Raw genomic sequence first — 15,527 nt, 5'->3', positions numbered from 1 at the left:
GTTAGATTTGAGGCTTTATTAATTGATATTTTCCGCTTAAGTGCATTAAGCTGAATAGATACATTAAACCATCGTAATAAGGATCAAAATAACCATCGGCATAAGGCTCGAGTTTTTGCCCCATTAATTCGTTTACAAAATCAAATTTTTTGTTTTTATTGAAAATCATTTCGGTAGTGGCTATTGTGGCAACCAAACCAATGGAATGGCGAAGTTTTTTATATCCTCCGGCCTGTAAAATAAATTCGGGTAAGGTACCTTCTGGGTTAAACTGATCTTCAAAATTATTGATACCTCTGCTACGCATAAAATCTTGAATGTTTTGGGCGTATTTTTTTTGCCATTCTTTATCTTTTCCAAACCAGATATAATCCATTGCAATATTCATAGGTACTCGCCACGAGTCGTATCTGAAAGCTGGCGGAGCCCATCTAGTGGTACGTGGCGTACCAGAAAACTCGGTATAATCGTAATTTAAACCTGTAACAGGGTTGCAAGCTCGTTGCAAAAACACTCTTGAGGTATCGGCACAATCTTTATAAAATTGCTCATGCCCATCATTGGCATACATTGCCCAAGCCTCTAAAAACGCAGGAACGTGATAAGAAGGGTCTGTCCAATTGTACCCATCGCCCTCAGGCACAAAAGAAATTTGCTTGTTTTTTATATTAAAAATGTGATAAATATTGCCAGTTCCATCCTTTGCCCACATGGCATCCAAAATGTTTCTGGCTTCTTGATAATAATTTATTCCGGTACTATTTCCCCATTTATTGGCTGCAAAAAGCAAGCTGGTTACGTAAAATAATTCCCCATCAGAAGCTGAACCTTGGGAATTTTTCTTCATGGTTTTAGGGTTGATGCTCCAAGCAAAATACCCTTTACGAGGACCATCCTGATGTTGAATATATTTTTTAGACCATCGCCAAATTTTATCGAAAACCTCCTTTTTATCTAGTTGTACAGCTACCATCATTCCGTACGACAATCCTTCAGTTCGGGCATCGTTATTTTTTAAGTCCGATACATAAGCCATAGAATCTTCAACCTCAAAATAAATTTTGTTCGGCCCCTCAAATAAATCGAAATAAACTTTTGCTAGTTTCTGATCTATTTCCTTTTGCTTATAACCTGCTTCTTTTAAAAAGTTTGGATAAACGATTTTGGTGTTTTGCCCAAAACCAAGTGACGCAATTGAAGATAAAATTAAGAAAGCGATAATCTGTTTGTTCAGTCTATTCATCTCTTGAAAGTTAATTATTAAACAATAATGGGGCAAACTCACGCAAACTTCTTCTCCAAGTTAAAAACTCGTGGGCGGTATTTTCAGACACATAAGCTACCGATTTTATTCCCGCTTCATTCAGCTTTGCTGCTGCGGTTTTAACCCTATCGGGATATTCTTTGCTTCCACTACTCATGAAAACAAGCTTCACTTTATCCTTATTTTTAAGCTCCTCGGGGGCGAAAACGCCTCCACTAAACAATCCGTAATATTCAAAAACATCAGGTTTGTTTATTGAAATGGTGCGAGTTTCCATCCCTCCCATCGATAAACCTGCCATCGCTCTGCCTGATGATTTATTAATGGTTCTAAAATTGGTATCAACGTAAGGAATTAGTTCATCTAATAAAGTAGTTTGAAAGGGTTCGATGCTAAAATCTCTTATTTTACCCCATTTCACCTGATTAGTCATTCCGTAAGTCATCACAATAATAAAAGGTTTAGTTTTGCCTTCGGCAATGAGATTATCCATAATCAAATTGGCTTTTCCTTGATTTGCCCAAGCGGTTTCATCTTCGCCCCATCCGTGTTGTAAGTAAAGAACTGGGTAACGAACCGACTGATTTTGGCTGTAGCCCGGCGGGGTGTACACAAAAGCAGGAAGCGAGGTGTTTTTACTTTTTGAAGGGAATAAAATACGTTCTACCTTACCATGAGGAACATTTTTTAAAGCATAAAAATCTTGATCGTGAGCTGGAATTTCAATACCACTCTCCCACCTTACTGAGCCATAATAATTTAAAGCTCCTGGGTCGTTAAAAATTCCTCCATCTACAGTTAAGTGATAGTAATGAAAACCTTCATCCATGGGACCTTCTGTTGTGCCGTACCAAAATCCATCTGCAGCTTTAGAAAGTATAGTTCCTCCTCTGCCACCCAAACCTAAACTCACCTTTACACTATCAGCCTTTGGCGCAAAAATTTTAAACTTCACATAACCTTGAGAATTAACTTGCGGAAATTCTTGCCCCGGCTGGTTCAAAGTAGAAGGTTTAAAATCATCTTTAATAGTGTTTGATTGAGCAAAACAGCAAACAACACTTAACCATAAGAGTGTTAGTAATGCGATAATTTTATTTTTCATTTGTTTAATTGGTTTGGTTAATTTAATATTTCATTATTCTGCTAAAACTAGATGGTAAAAACTACCTTTTTTGGTTTTAATATCATATAATAAAGTAGCTTTTAACTGAGGTGGTGTAATGATGGCCTTTTCAGAAACAAGCGGTTCGGCTATATTTTCAGTTTGATAAAATGGATTATCATTATCTCCAGTAGCTTTATTTATCTTTTTCCCATTAGATAATTTCATTTGATTAGGCAACCTCAATCTTAAATTGCCACCCAAATCTGATTTTATAATAGCGTTCATCAATTTCCCATCTTTCCATTCCATTGCGGTTATTTCGAAACCACCTCTAGCTTTTAATCCGGCTACACTTCCATAAGCTAGCCAAACATCAGGTAAAGCAGGTAACAAGTGTAATGTTCCATCAGCACTTTGCATCAACATTTCGGTAATTCCAGAGGTACAACCAAAATTTCCATCAATTTGGAAGGGCGGATGTGCATCAAAAAGATTATTGTAAGTTCCACCTCCACCTGCAATAGTTCCTACAGGTGTTAATTGGTCTTTAATCAATTTATAAGCATGATTGCCATCTAACATTTTTGCCCACCAATTTACTTTCCAGCCCATGCTCCATCCTGTAGAAACATCACCGCGTTGCAGCAAAGTATTTTTTGCTGCACTATACAATTTAGGTGTACGATAAGGAGAAATTTGATTTGATGGGAACAAGCCATATAAGTGAGAAATGTGGCGATGCTGATCGTTTGGGCTATCTACATCATCTAACCACTCTTGCAGCTGACTAAATTTCCCAATCTGCATAGGCGCTAAACGGCTACGCATTTGTTTTAAAGTATCAATAAATTGTTTGTCTTTTTTAAGAATTTGAGCAGCTTTAATTGTGGTACTAAAAACATCAAAAGTTATTTGATTAGTCATGGTTGTACCCACGTCTATAGAAGAACCTTGGTGCGCTTCTGGCGCATTTTCTGGCGAGCTATCTGGGTTAATTACCAAATATTTATTCTCGGGATGCTCAATCAAAAAATCCACATAAAACAATGCTGCACACTTAATAGCATCATAAACAGAAGCAAGATATTTGGTGTCGCCAGTATATAAAAAATGTTCCCACAAATGCTGACTTGTCCATCCGCCACCTTGGTTCCAAGCGCCCCAAAAAGCGCCATCAACAGCACCAGTACTACGCCAAATATCGGTGTTGTGATGTGCCATCCATCCTCTAGCCCCGTACATGCTTTTTGCAGTTTGTTTTCCTGTGATTGAAAGCTCTTTCACCATTTCTAAAAAAGGAGTATGAAGCTCTGAAAGATTGGTTTTCTCGGCAGGCCAATAATTCATCTCTGCATTAATATTGATAGTATATTTACTATCCCAAGGCGGATAAAGCTTGTTATTCCAAATTCCCTGTAGGTTTGCCGGTTGTCCGCCCGGTTGAGAAGAGGATATAAGTAAATACCTGCCGTATTGATAATACAATGAAACCAATTCGGGATCAAAAGTGGAGTTAAAGTTTTTTAAACGTTCGTTTGTAGGTAATTTACCTGCTTCTGATGTGCCTAAATTTAGTTTAACCCGATTAAAATATCTTTGATATTCCGGAACGTGAGCCTTTAAGATAGTATCGAATGATTTTACCGAAACTTGGTTTAGATATTGATGAGCTCTTTCAACTTCATTTCCGCTTAAATCGTTATAATTATTAAAATTTGTAGCTATAGAGATGTAGATAGTAGCTTCATCGGCATTACTTACTAAAATACTTTTCTCTGTTGCTGATACATTCCCACCAATACTTTTAATTAAAGAAACTCCACAAAAACGAACTCCTCCTTTTACTCCTTCATGATCGGTTGTAGTGCCCTCAATCAATAATTGATTATTAGAATTGGTATTAAATACCGCTTTTGGCTGTACCGAAGTGTATGCAGCAGTAAAAGAAATACTTTTAGCTTTATTTGCTGTGATACGAAGAATGATAGCTCTATCAACAAAAGAAGCAATAACCTCTCGGGTATAAGTAACATCGTCTACAGTGTAAGTAGTGATACTTATTGCTTTAGAAATATCGAGTGAACGGGTGAAATTTTTATAATCTTGATGACCTTCAAATTTCAAGTTTAATTCGCCTACAGGCTGAAAAGCTTGTCCTTGAGATTTTTTACTGATCATTGCCTTGTTAGCTAATACTTCTGCTTGTTTACGTTTTCCATCAAAAATTAATTTTCTTATCAGTGCCAAAGAATCTAACAACATTGGGTTATCATTTCTATTGGGGCTACCGCTCCAAACGGTATTCTCGTTTAATTGGATGGTTTCATCAACTACATTACCATAAACCATGGCTCCTAAAAACCCATTCCCTACCGGCAAAGCATTTTCCCAAACTTTACCTGAGGGCTGATTATACCATAATTTTAAAGAATAATTATCGCTTTTATTTTGAGCATAAAGGTTGTAAACTCCAAAAAACACAGTAGTTAAAATTAATTTTAGTGTATGGTAGTTGAGTTTACAATTCATCCTAATATGTTGGATAATATCTTTAGGGCTTTAATTTTTAACTATTAACAATAGTCTTCGAATAGAAAACATGAAGTTTATTGCATTAAATAAAACCTTGATAAAAGTTTAAACATTTTATAATTGTATTTCAAAAATAGCCACAAAAGCTACCTAACACTAGAACATATGTTCACGATACCGATAGAAATGTTCAATAAAAAGGATTTATAAAGGGTTATGGGTTATTTGTTATTTTAAAATGGCGTTTAGATTTTTTTAGGTTATTAAAACGTGGGTAATATTTATTTATGTTTTAAAAAACTTTGAGCATTTGGAATACGCAATGAAACTATATTTTTCCCTTACTCTAAATTTAAATCGATAAACTTTACTTTATTAAATACTTTGAGAATAAACTTTGATCCACTGGTTTAAAAATGAGTTGAGAAAACATATATAAATCGTTTTTCCATACTTTAAAATCATGCCCACCTGGCTCGATGTAATAAATATGAGGAACACTTTTTTCCGTTAAATAATCATGAGTGCGTTTACTAATTCTTAACAAACCATCGTTATCCCCGCAAGAAATCCATAATAATTTCAACATTTTTATTGCCTTTTTGGAATCAGGAACAAGTTCTGAAGGCTGTTTTGTATTTGGTGCTGATGAAAAACCTCCTATCCAAGCAAATCGATCTAGATTGCCCAAACCAAAATTTAAAGATTGACCTCCACCCATAGATAAGCCAGCCAAAGCTCTGTGTGCTCTATCTGTGTAAACCTTATAATTTTTCTCAATAAATGGAATCAAATCGTTTAACAAATCTTTTTCAAAAGTGGCAAAAGCATCTACTTTCTCTTTCTCCATAATGTTACCTATGGCTCTGTCATCTTTCATGGCTCTGCCATTTGGCATCACCACAATCATAGGTTCTACCTTATTTAAAGCATATAAATTATCTAAAATTACTTGCGGATTACCTTGCTTTAACCACTCTTTTTCATCACCACCTATCCCGTGTAAAAGATATAACACCGGGTACTTCTTATTCTTATTATAACCTGGAGGAGTATAAATACTTGCCTTTCTGGTTGTCCCAACTGTTGTAGATAGATAAAAGATAGTATCCACTTTACCCTTTGCTTGATTATTTTGAGGAATATCAAACCCCTCAGATGCAGGACTAATAATTTCTTGTGCTTTAGTTTCTAAAACTGTAATGTAAAGAATGAATAAAAAGAAGTAGTATTTTTTCATTGTTTTAAGTTTTGATATGATTTAGGTTTTTGCTCCTATCGATATTTAGTCAGACAGTATTAAAAAAATCATCTTTTTTCGATTGATTTATAATTTGACCCACCTTGATAAATTAAACGAGGGTCTACATTTTGTAAATATTCCAATTGATAAATTGGTCTTTCTAACTCATAAGGAATTGGCATTTTACTAAACTGTTGAAAGTATAATAAACAGGCATCTTTGTAAACTTGTGCATCAAAAGCTTGTTGCTTTAATATATTTTGCATCTCTGTAAAACACTGTTTATCAACATACTGATTGACTTTATCCCATTTTTTTGGAAGTTTCTCACTTCATTTACCCCACTATCATAACGGTAGCAAAGTTCGTCCCACAGGGTTCTTCCACTATTCATTTGATGTTTCCATGATACATGATGGAACCAAAGCAAATATTTTTCGGGGCAGGTGCTTAAATTACTTAGTGTTGAAGCTAAGGGTTCGTGATATTGATTAACGGCATCACTTCCACTTATTGTTCGGTTAAATCCAATACCAAAATTATCTGCTTGATGATAATAAGGAGGTGTCCAATCTGGACGAGCGTCTTTTGGTGCCCACCATGGCCCAGGACCAAAATGATGATGAGCAGAAAAAATATGATGTAAACCCAAAGGCATAGAATAATTAATAACTGTTTCCCAGCTATCCAACATCATTTGCTTTACGGGATTTAAAAATTGAGAATCCCATTCGGCATTACTTTTTATTAGATTCTGAGGCTCAAAAGTTAATTTAATCCATTCTTCTGCAATCTTTTCACTGCTTAAGGTATTGTCCCAAGCTAAGCGCCCAAATGCAAACCAATTTGCCTGACCAAAGTTGTATCCACACCAATTATTAGCTAAACCAATATTTGCTACGCCTGCAATTGCTGAGTATTTTTGGTTAAAAATACTGCCATCGGTAGTTTTTGCAACAGTACTATTTTTGCCGGCTTGGTAAGTATCAGATTTTAAAAATTCCTCCCACATGGGTGCCAAAAAAGCCAATTGATTAGCATGGCCTAAATATTCCTGGGTAATTTGAACCTCCACCATGGTTGTTGTTTTTTTCATTGCCCCAAAAAGCGGACTAAATGGTTCGCGAGGTTGAAAATCTATTGGTCCGTTTTTTACCTGAACAATCACATTATCGTTAAACTTTCCATCAAAGGGCATAAACTCATTGTAAGCTTGTTTTGCCCGATCTTCTTTATCTGATGGACTGTAAACGAAAGCTCTCCACATTACGATTCCACCATAAGGTTTTAAAGCATCGGCCATCATGTTAGCACCATCAGCATGTGTACGTCCAAAATCTTGAGGACCAGGCTGCCCTTCGCTATTTGCTTTTACCAAAAAACCTCCAAAATCTGGTACTAAGCCATAAATTTCTTTAGCTTTTGCTACCCACCAAGCTTTAACTTTCGGATTTAACGGGTCTGATGTCTCTAAACCTCCCAAACTAGCTGGTGAAGAAAAATTGACTGATAAATAAGTAGTAATTCCGTAAGCTCTTAATTCATCAGCTATAGCTTTAAAACGCAGCAGATTTTGCTTAGAAAGTATTTTTGGAGAAGCATTTACATTATTTAATACTGCTCCGTTAATGCCTACAGAAGCATTTGCTCTAGCATATTCTTGCCATCTTTTAAGGTCATTTTGGGTGATAGTGACATTTGCATCGCCCTTCCAAAAAATGGAATTCCCAGCATAACCACGCTCAACAGAACCATCTAAATTATCCCAATGGTTTAAAATTCGATTTTGGTAGGATGGATTATAAACCTTGTAATTAACATTTTTTTGCGAGTTTTGCTGACGTAATAATTCAAAAGTACCATATAATAAACCAATTTCTGAATTGGCTTCAATGCTGCTTTCGGTTAGCTTAAAACCATCTTTTTTTATCTCTGAATTTTTCTTTATAATCAATTCGATTTTAGAATTTGACTCACTTTGCCAACCATTTTTTAATTCCTCAATAGCTTTATTAATGAGCTCAGATCTTTTAGATGATATTACAGTAACTGACTTAGCAGGCTTTGATTTTAACCATAATTGATGGGCATCATCGGCCATTAAATGATGGTTTAAAAGAATGCTTAAAAACAGACAAATAATTTTTTTCATATTTCGATTTAAATTATCTGATGTTTAAAGTCTTTTTAACTGTATTACTTGTGGTCTCGTTTTTCTCATCAGGCTGCGAGCCACCTACAAACAAATTTAAACTCCCGTTTAACGGCTTCGATTCGCCCGATTCATCAACATAAGATAAATCTTGAGGGGTTAGGGTAAAGCTTACTCTTTTTGTTTCGCCGGATTTTAAAGATATTCTTTTGAAACCTTTTAAAGATTTAAGAGCCGTTTTTATTTCGCTATTTTGATTCATTAAATACAATTGCGGAACCTCCTCTCCTGCTAAAGCGCCTGTATTTTTTATCTTCACTGAAATATTTAACAGGCCAGCATCATCAGTATTTTTACTGATTTTTAAACCACTATATTTAAAATTGGTATAGCTTAAACCATATCCGAAACCATATAAAGGAGTTCCTTTAAAATAACGATAAGTACGATTAGCCATTCCATAATCTTCAAATGAGGCTAAATCAGCATCACTTTTATAAAAAGTTATTGGTAATCTTCCAGCAGGATTATAATCTCCAAAAATCACATCAGATAAAGCTTCACCAGCAGCCTGACCACCATACCAAGCGTTAACAATAGCAGGTACATTTTCAGATTCCCAAGGTGTAGCAATAGCACTTCCGGTCATCATTACAAAAACCAATGGTTTCCCTGTTTGGTTGATTGCCTTCATTAAATCAGTTTGTACTTTGGGTAACATGATAGATGTTCTATCGCCACCTAAAAACCCTGGATAATTCACCGTCATTTCTTCGCCTTCTAATTGCGGAGAGATTCCACCAACAAAAATATAAACATCGGCATCGCTAGTTCTTTGTATTAGTGCGTTAAAATCTGTACGCTGGTAATCGCCAACGCTTAATCTTACATTTCCCTTACCTTCGCCTTGCCAATATTCTACTTTTAAAGCATAAGTAGAGTCTTTTTTAACATCAAACTTTAAAGTTTTAGCACCCCATCTGTTTCTGGTCCAAGCATTTATTAATAGCTTATTATTAATGTAAAAACGATAACCATCATCTGCTTCCAATTCAAAAGTTAAACTTTCTGATTTTTCAGCTTTAAAATCAGTCACATAACGAGCAGAAAAATTATTCGCATTTAATACGCCTTCAATTTTCTCGCCTTCTTGCCAAAGGTGATTTAAATCTTTTTCTCTTTTTGAGATAACTGGATTACCATTTAACTCTTTATTATTAAAATACTCGGCTTTAAAACCTGATGTATTTTCGAAAGAATAAAACCTGCTTAAATCTCTGTAAACTAACAAAGTATCATTAGTAAAATTTACTGCTTTCTCATAAACTATTTCAGTATCTTTTCCTACTTTATCTTTAATACCTTGTAAAATGGTTGTTAATTTAGTAGGTATACCATTGTAATTTCCTAAAATAGAGATGGAGTTATCAGCGTTTGGACCTAAAACCACAATCTTTTTTAAGCTTTTGCTTAATGGTAAAACTTTATTTTGATTTTTTAATAAAACTATAGATTGTTGAGCCATTTTTAAAGCATGAGCTTTATGCTCAGGAGCTTCTAATTTTGAGATTGGCATTTGTGCATACTTAACTAACGCAGGTGGATCGAACATTCCTAATCTAAAACGAATCATGAATAAACGTTCTACAGAAACATCTATCTGATTTTCTTTAATTAATCCTTCTTTTACAGCCGTAACTAAAGCTTTGTAAGCCTCGGTTCCACAATCTAAATCTGTTCCATGAAAAACAGCATCTGCGGAGGCACTTGCAGCATTTGGATGTGTTTTATGATTTTTAAAAAAATCATCAATTGCCCAGCAATCCGAAGTTACATAACCTTTAAATCCCCACTGATTTCTAAGAATATCTGTCATTAAAATATCGCTTGCACAACAAGGTTGTGTTCTAAAAGCGTTATAAGCACACATTACACCAGCTACTTTAGAATCTACCACTAACTTTTTAAAAGCGGGTAAGTAGGTGTCCCATAAGTCATAAGCGTTAACATCAACATCAAAAACATGGCGAGAAGGTTCTGGACCGCTATGTACTGCATAATGTTTTGCGCAAGCAGCCGCTAGCAAATACTTAGAATCATTTCCTTGTAATCCTCTTACGAAAGCATCGCCAAGCATAGAAGTTAAAAAAGGATCTTCACCATATGTTTCTTGCCCTCTTCCCCACCGTGGATCCCTAAAAATATTAATATTTGGTGTCCAATACGTCAAGCCTAAATATCTTTCGTTTGTTCTTTCAGTTTCTACCGCTTTGTTATAAATAGCCCGGCCTTCTAAAGCCGAATAATGAGCCATCTTAAATAAAGAAGTGCTATCAAAAGTTGCTGCCATAGCAATAGCTTGTGGATAAACGGTTACCCTAAACGGCGTACGAGCAACTCCATGTAAAGTTTCGTTCCACCAATCGTAAGCAGGTATTTGTAAACGAGGAATTGCAGGTGAAGAGTTTAACATTTGCGATACTTTTTCTTCTAAAGTCATCCTAGAAACTAGGTCAGCAACTCTCTCCTCAAACGTAAGACTATAATTTTGATAAGGAAAAACTGTGTTTTGTGCTTTTGATGAATGAGGAGCACAAAAAGCCACTATAACAGTAACGGTAAACAAAAAAATATTCTTTTTCATTAAATAATAATTGAATAAAATAATTAAAATGTACAGCCTTATTTATTATTTAGTAGCAGCTGCATACGGATCGATTTCTAAAATTTTTCCTTCTTTATCATATTTTAATTCCGTTACTTTCACATTTCTAAGGTGCGTTTTACCTTTAGATATTTGGGTGTCGTGGTAAAACAAAAACCATTTATTTTTAAAATTAACTATAGAATGGTGAGTTGTCCAACCAATAACTGGTCTCATAATCACACCCTGATAGGTAAATGGTCCGTATGGGTTATCACCAATAGCATAACATAATAAATGAGTATCTCCTGTTGAATAAGAAAAGTAATATTTACCATTGTATTTATGCATCCAAGAAGCTTCGAAAAAGCGTTTTTCATGGTCACCCCCCAAAAACTCTTTACCATTCTCATCTACAATTTTAACATCTTTTGGTAGCTCGGCAAACTCTGTCATATTATCTGCTAGCCTAGCAATTTTTGGTGCCAAAGCTGGCTGATTGTCTTTTTCTAAATCAGTTGCAGATGCATTTGCATCAAATGTCCCAGTTGCCCATTTTTGCAATTGTCCACCCCAAATACCGCCAAAATACATATATGATTTTCCATCTGTATCGGTAAATACTGCAGGATCTATACTGAAACTATTTTTGATATATTGTGGGTTTGCTTTAAAAGGCCCCTGAGGCTTACTACCTTCTGCAACACCGATTCTAAATATGCCCTCTTTGTCTCGAGCAGGGAAATAAAAATAATACTTGCCATTTTTATAAGCGATGTCTGGAGCCCAAAGTTGGCCACTTGCCCAGGGCACATCCTCAACTGAAAGTACCATTCCGTGATCAGTAACATCACCACCAACACTATCCATTGAATAAACGTAGTAGTCTTTCATAGCAAAATGATCTCCATTATCATTTTCAGGTACACCAGCATCATAATCATGAGAGGGATAAACAAATATTTTTCCATCAAAAACATGAGCAGAGGGATCGGCACTAAAACGTTGTGTAATTAAAGGCTGTGAAATTGAATTTGCAAAAGATGGCGTATCAACTAAGCTGTTTTCAGCTACATTATCTGCATTTCCATTGGCGTTTTTTTGCCCACAAGAATAAATTGTGCAAGCAATTGCAGTAATTAAAAAATATTTAGATTTCATAAAATTGAATTTTATTTTGCCTAACAATTGAATAAATTATTAGGCGGATTATGAATTTGACTTTCGGCTTTTATAATTTAGTTGGTTATTATTACGATTGTAAAATTAGTTGCAGAGACGGGCAGCTAGGCTTATTATTGAATAAATGTATAGAACAAATGTTCAAATAGATAATTAAGGAACGGTTTTCAATAACTTAATCGTAGCATTTATAAATTAGGGAATAAGAACACTTAGGTAATTAGACTCAATAAGAGCATTTAGTTATTTTATTAAGAAAGCTTTGGGATACCAGTATTCGTGAGTTAAATACTTTAAAAATTACGGTGATGAACTATATGACTAAAAATTACTTTTCATCCTAACACCAATTATCACAGCTGATAAAACGGTGAGTATTCCAACAATAATGATTGCGTAATTGATTCCTAAAAAGTCTGCAACTATACCAGAAACTATAGCACCAAAAGCATAACCCAAATCTCGCCACAGCCTAAATATGCCAATACTTTCTGCTCTTTCTTTAGGATGACTAACTTGTGCAATGGTTGCGATAAAAGTTGGATAAACTAATGCGGTACCTAAACCCAATAGTGCGGCAAGACTAAATAAGGAGATAAAATCATCCATAAATGGCATTACCAAAATCACTAAACCTTGTAGGAACATCCCTAAAAACAAAATACGTTTCTTATGATAGATATCGGCTAGTTTACCTGTAAAAACCTGACTTATACCCCATACCATAGGATAAATTGCTGTAATAAGTCCTACATCATAAGCTGAGAATTTAAGAGAAAATAAAAAAACAGGTAGAATTCCCCACATCATTCCATCATTTAAATTATTAACCAAACCCGCTTGTGTTACAGCGCTTAGAGTTTTATTCTTAAAAGTTGTCTCTAAAAATATATGATGAGAATTATTACTGCTCTTAGATACTACCAATCTACTTTCTGCATTTACAAATTCTTGAGTGTCGTTTACAGCCCAAAAACTTATCATAAAACCTGAAACAGACATCAAAACACCTAAATAAAAAATATATGGTGTAAAACCGTATTTACCAGCTAAGTAAGATGATAAAAATGAAGCTAAACCAACTGCTAAATAACCAGCAAACTCATTTAGTCCCATAGCAAAACCTCTATCTTTCTCACCAACCAAATCTATTTTCATCAAAATGGTTGTACTCCATGTTATTCCTTGGCTAATACCCAATAAAACATTTGCAAAAGTCACCCAATTCCAAGTGGGGGCATAAATTAATAAGAATGGAATAGGTATAGCTATAAGCCATCCTATTAAAAGGATAGATTTACGACCGTATTGATTAACTAATTTACCTGTAAAATAGTTAGTAAAAGCTTTAGAAATACCAAATGCAATTATAAAAGATAGAATAGCTGTTTTAGACTGTATCCCAAATATTTCATGAGCAAAATTGGGCAATATGCTTCTTTCTAACCCTACCATTCCCCCTACGAAAGCATTTACAATAACCAATAGGGTAAATTGCTTCCAATTGGCTTTAAGTCCGAATTTTATTGGCGTAGTCATGAAATATGATGGCTATTAAAAAGAAACATCCCGAAGCAAAAGCTTCGAGACGTTTGGAAAGTGTTTTAAATATTAATGAGGCAACTTATCTTTTATAACCCCATAAAGATATGTTCCGCCTAATGCGCCAGCTATGACAATAAGCATAGCAAAATAACCATAACCCACATTTACAAACATAGGCCCAGGGCAAGCGCCTGTTAAAGCCCAACCTAAGCCAAAAATGGTGCCTCCTAGGATGTACTTTTTCCAGCTTTTATCTTTATCCTGAAAAACGATGGGATTACCTTCTGTATCTCTTAAACCTAACTTTTTGATTAAGAAAACGGCTAATACACCTAAGGTTACTGCGGTACCAATAATACCATACATATGGAAAGATTGAAAGCGAAACATTTCTTGGATACGATACCAAGATATAGCTTCTGATTTAGCCATAATGATTCCAAAAACAACACCTGCTAGTATAAATTTTAATCCTTTCATGTCTTAGAATATTAATGGTAAAATAAAATATGTCATGGCTAAGCCTCCTATAAAAAAGCCTATTACTGCTACTAAAGAAGGTATTTGTAAATTTGATAAACCACTGATAGCATGGCCAGAGGTACAACCACCAGCGTATCTTGATCCAAAACCTACTAATAAACCACCTATCAATAATACCAATATGCCTTTAAAAGAAGTGGCAAACTCTAGCCCAAAAATATGAGAAGGGTTTAGTTGACCATCAAATGTAATTCCTAACGCTGCTAAATCTTGTATGGTTGATGCTGAAAGTGCTAAAGGCTCATCATTTCTTAAAAAAGTTGAGGCTATAGTACCGCCAATTATTGATCCTAACAAGAAGAGTAAATTCCATTTTTGAGTTCTCCAATCAAAATCAAAAAACTTAACTTTTTTGCCTGCACCTGCTATGCTACACATGGTTCTAAGGTTTGATGAAAAACCAAACGATTTCCCGTAAAACAATAATAAAACCATCATAAAAGCTATGGCCGCACCAGATACATACCATGGCCATGGCTGTTGTAATATTTCTAACATAATTAATTATTTAAATGATAAGTAAGAACTGGCTTAGCGCAATGATTTATTAAACGCTCTGCCACGCTACCAAATAACAAATGACTAAAACCTTTACGACCATGCGTTCCTATGCACACCAAATCCATCTCATGGTCTTTATTGAAATTGTATACGCCTTCATCAACCTGATCATCTGAGTGAAGAAAAACGTTATAGTTTTCTAGGTTATTGATGGCGGCAAACTCTCGCATATTCTGCTCTATATCTGCTATCATACCTATTTCATTAGGTTTTAAGATATGTAGTAAATTAATAAAAGCATCTTCATCAGCAATTTTATAGATAAAATCTAGTTGATGATGTGTACTTGGTTTTTCAAAATCTAACAATAATAAAACCTGCTGAAGCTTGGCCGGGGTACTATATTGGTTTACCGTAATGATAGGCACTGCAGCGCCTCTTGCAACATGTTGTGCTTCAGAGCCTACTAAATGCTCCATCAAACCAGAAGAACCTTTTGTTCCCATAATGATAACATCTACACCTAACTCTACCGCCATTTCATTAATGGTGGAGGTAATAGCTCCCTTTTTTAGAAGATAATCAAACTTCCAGTTTAACTGTAAAGCTTTAAACTTTTGTTTTGCATCTTCTATTTGGGCCAATACCTTGTTTTCTGCCGCTTCTTCATCTAAAATATTCCCACTTGCAGGTATAACATGTAATAAAGTGACCTGAGTATTTACCTTATTTTGAAGTAAGTTAACTACAGCATCTGCTGCGTGAAATGTAGCAGAAAAATCGGTTGGTACTAAAATTTTTAATGTTTCCATG

10 protein-coding genes and 1 pseudogene are annotated in these 15,527 nt (G+C 35.0%); all 11 read right to left on the bottom strand.

The window, feature by feature from the left end:
* Nucleotide 1: 1 nt before the first annotated feature.
* The 11 genes and pseudogenes from FYC62_RS01085 to FYC62_RS01035 all read right to left on the bottom strand — a co-directional run bounded on the left by FYC62_RS01085 (nucleotide 2) and on the right by FYC62_RS01035 (nucleotide 15,526).
* A complete protein-coding gene (locus FYC62_RS01085) occupies nucleotides 2–1,243 on the bottom strand; it encodes a glycosyl hydrolase family 8 (RefSeq protein ID WP_149073616.1) in 1,242 nt (413 codons plus the stop codon).
* A gap of 10 nt (nucleotides 1,244–1,253) precedes the next feature.
* Nucleotides 1,254–2,369: an alpha/beta hydrolase-fold protein gene (locus FYC62_RS01080; RefSeq protein ID WP_149073615.1), complete on the bottom strand. Its 1,116-nt coding sequence runs from the start codon at nucleotides 2,367–2,369 to the stop codon at nucleotides 1,254–1,256.
* Nucleotides 2,370–2,402: 33 nt separating this feature from the next.
* Entirely contained in the window at nucleotides 2,403–4,901 is a 2,499-nt protein-coding gene (locus FYC62_RS01075; protein ID WP_149073614.1) for a glycoside hydrolase family 95 protein, read from the bottom strand.
* Between the two features lie 370 nt (nucleotides 4,902–5,271).
* Nucleotides 5,272–6,144 carry an alpha/beta hydrolase gene (locus FYC62_RS01070; protein WP_149073613.1) on the bottom strand — a complete coding sequence of 291 codons (873 nt, stop codon included), beginning with the start codon at nucleotides 6,142–6,144 and terminating at the stop codon, nucleotides 5,272–5,274.
* A 68-nt stretch (nucleotides 6,145–6,212) separates the two neighbouring features.
* Nucleotides 6,213–8,248 (bottom strand): annotated as a pseudogene (locus tag FYC62_RS01065) (alpha-glucuronidase).
* Between the two features lie 64 nt (nucleotides 8,249–8,312).
* Complete coding sequence (locus FYC62_RS01060; protein ID WP_149073612.1) at nucleotides 8,313–10,943, bottom strand: glycoside hydrolase family 3 C-terminal domain-containing protein; 2,631 nt, start codon at nucleotides 10,941–10,943, stop codon at nucleotides 8,313–8,315.
* Between the two features lie 45 nt (nucleotides 10,944–10,988).
* Complete coding sequence (locus FYC62_RS01055; protein ID WP_149073611.1) at nucleotides 10,989–12,104, bottom strand: glycoside hydrolase family 43 protein; 1,116 nt, start codon at nucleotides 12,102–12,104, stop codon at nucleotides 10,989–10,991.
* A 342-nt stretch (nucleotides 12,105–12,446) separates the two neighbouring features.
* Complete coding sequence (locus FYC62_RS01050) at nucleotides 12,447–13,664, bottom strand: MFS transporter (protein ID WP_149073610.1); 1,218 nt, start codon at nucleotides 13,662–13,664, stop codon at nucleotides 12,447–12,449.
* Between the two features lie 72 nt (nucleotides 13,665–13,736).
* Nucleotides 13,737–14,150 carry a DUF6691 family protein gene (locus FYC62_RS01045; protein WP_149073609.1) on the bottom strand — a complete coding sequence of 138 codons (414 nt, stop codon included), beginning with the start codon at nucleotides 14,148–14,150 and terminating at the stop codon, nucleotides 13,737–13,739.
* A 3-nt stretch (nucleotides 14,151–14,153) separates the two neighbouring features.
* Nucleotides 14,154–14,711 (bottom strand): YeeE/YedE family protein, encoded by a 558-nt coding sequence (locus FYC62_RS01040; protein WP_149073608.1) that lies wholly within the window; start codon nucleotides 14,709–14,711, stop codon nucleotides 14,154–14,156.
* Between the two features lie 2 nt (nucleotides 14,712–14,713).
* Nucleotides 14,714–15,526 carry a universal stress protein gene (locus FYC62_RS01035; protein ID WP_149073607.1) on the bottom strand — a complete coding sequence of 271 codons (813 nt, stop codon included), beginning with the start codon at nucleotides 15,524–15,526 and terminating at the stop codon, nucleotides 14,714–14,716.
* Nucleotide 15,527 lies beyond the last annotated feature (1 nt).

Source organism: Pedobacter aquae (genome assembly GCF_008195825.1).
Classification (GTDB): Bacteria; Bacteroidota; Bacteroidia; order Sphingobacteriales; family Sphingobacteriaceae; genus Pseudopedobacter; species Pseudopedobacter aquae.
The sequence above is the reverse complement of the archived record's forward strand: the minus strand, read 5'-3'. Positions and strand labels throughout refer to the sequence as shown.

Bases quoted from the DNA above. Each gene is read 5' to 3' on its own strand.
- FYC62_RS01080 (WP_149073615.1), bottom strand. From the start codon at position 2,369: ATGAAAAATAAAATTATCGCATTACTAACACTCTTATGGTTAAGTGTT.
- FYC62_RS01040 (WP_149073608.1), bottom strand. From the start codon at position 14,711: ATGTTAGAAATATTACAACAGCCATGGCCATGGTATGTATCTGGTGCG.
- FYC62_RS01075 (WP_149073614.1), bottom strand. From the start codon at position 4,901: ATGAATTGTAAACTCAACTACCATACACTAAAATTAATTTTAACTACT.
- FYC62_RS01045 (WP_149073609.1), bottom strand. From the start codon at position 14,150: ATGAAAGGATTAAAATTTATACTAGCAGGTGTTGTTTTTGGAATCATT.
- FYC62_RS01060 (WP_149073612.1), bottom strand. From the start codon at position 10,943: ATGAAAAAGAATATTTTTTTGTTTACCGTTACTGTTATAGTGGCTTTT.
- FYC62_RS01055 (WP_149073611.1), bottom strand. From the start codon at position 12,104: ATGAAATCTAAATATTTTTTAATTACTGCAATTGCTTGCACAATTTAT.
- FYC62_RS01035 (WP_149073607.1), bottom strand. From the start codon at position 15,526: ATGGAAACATTAAAAATTTTAGTACCAACCGATTTTTCTGCTACATTT.
- FYC62_RS01050 (WP_149073610.1), bottom strand. From the start codon at position 13,664: ATGACTACGCCAATAAAATTCGGACTTAAAGCCAATTGGAAGCAATTT.
- FYC62_RS01070 (WP_149073613.1), bottom strand. From the start codon at position 6,144: ATGAAAAAATACTACTTCTTTTTATTCATTCTTTACATTACAGTTTTA.
- FYC62_RS01085 (WP_149073616.1), bottom strand. From the start codon at position 1,243: ATGAATAGACTGAACAAACAGATTATCGCTTTCTTAATTTTATCTTCA.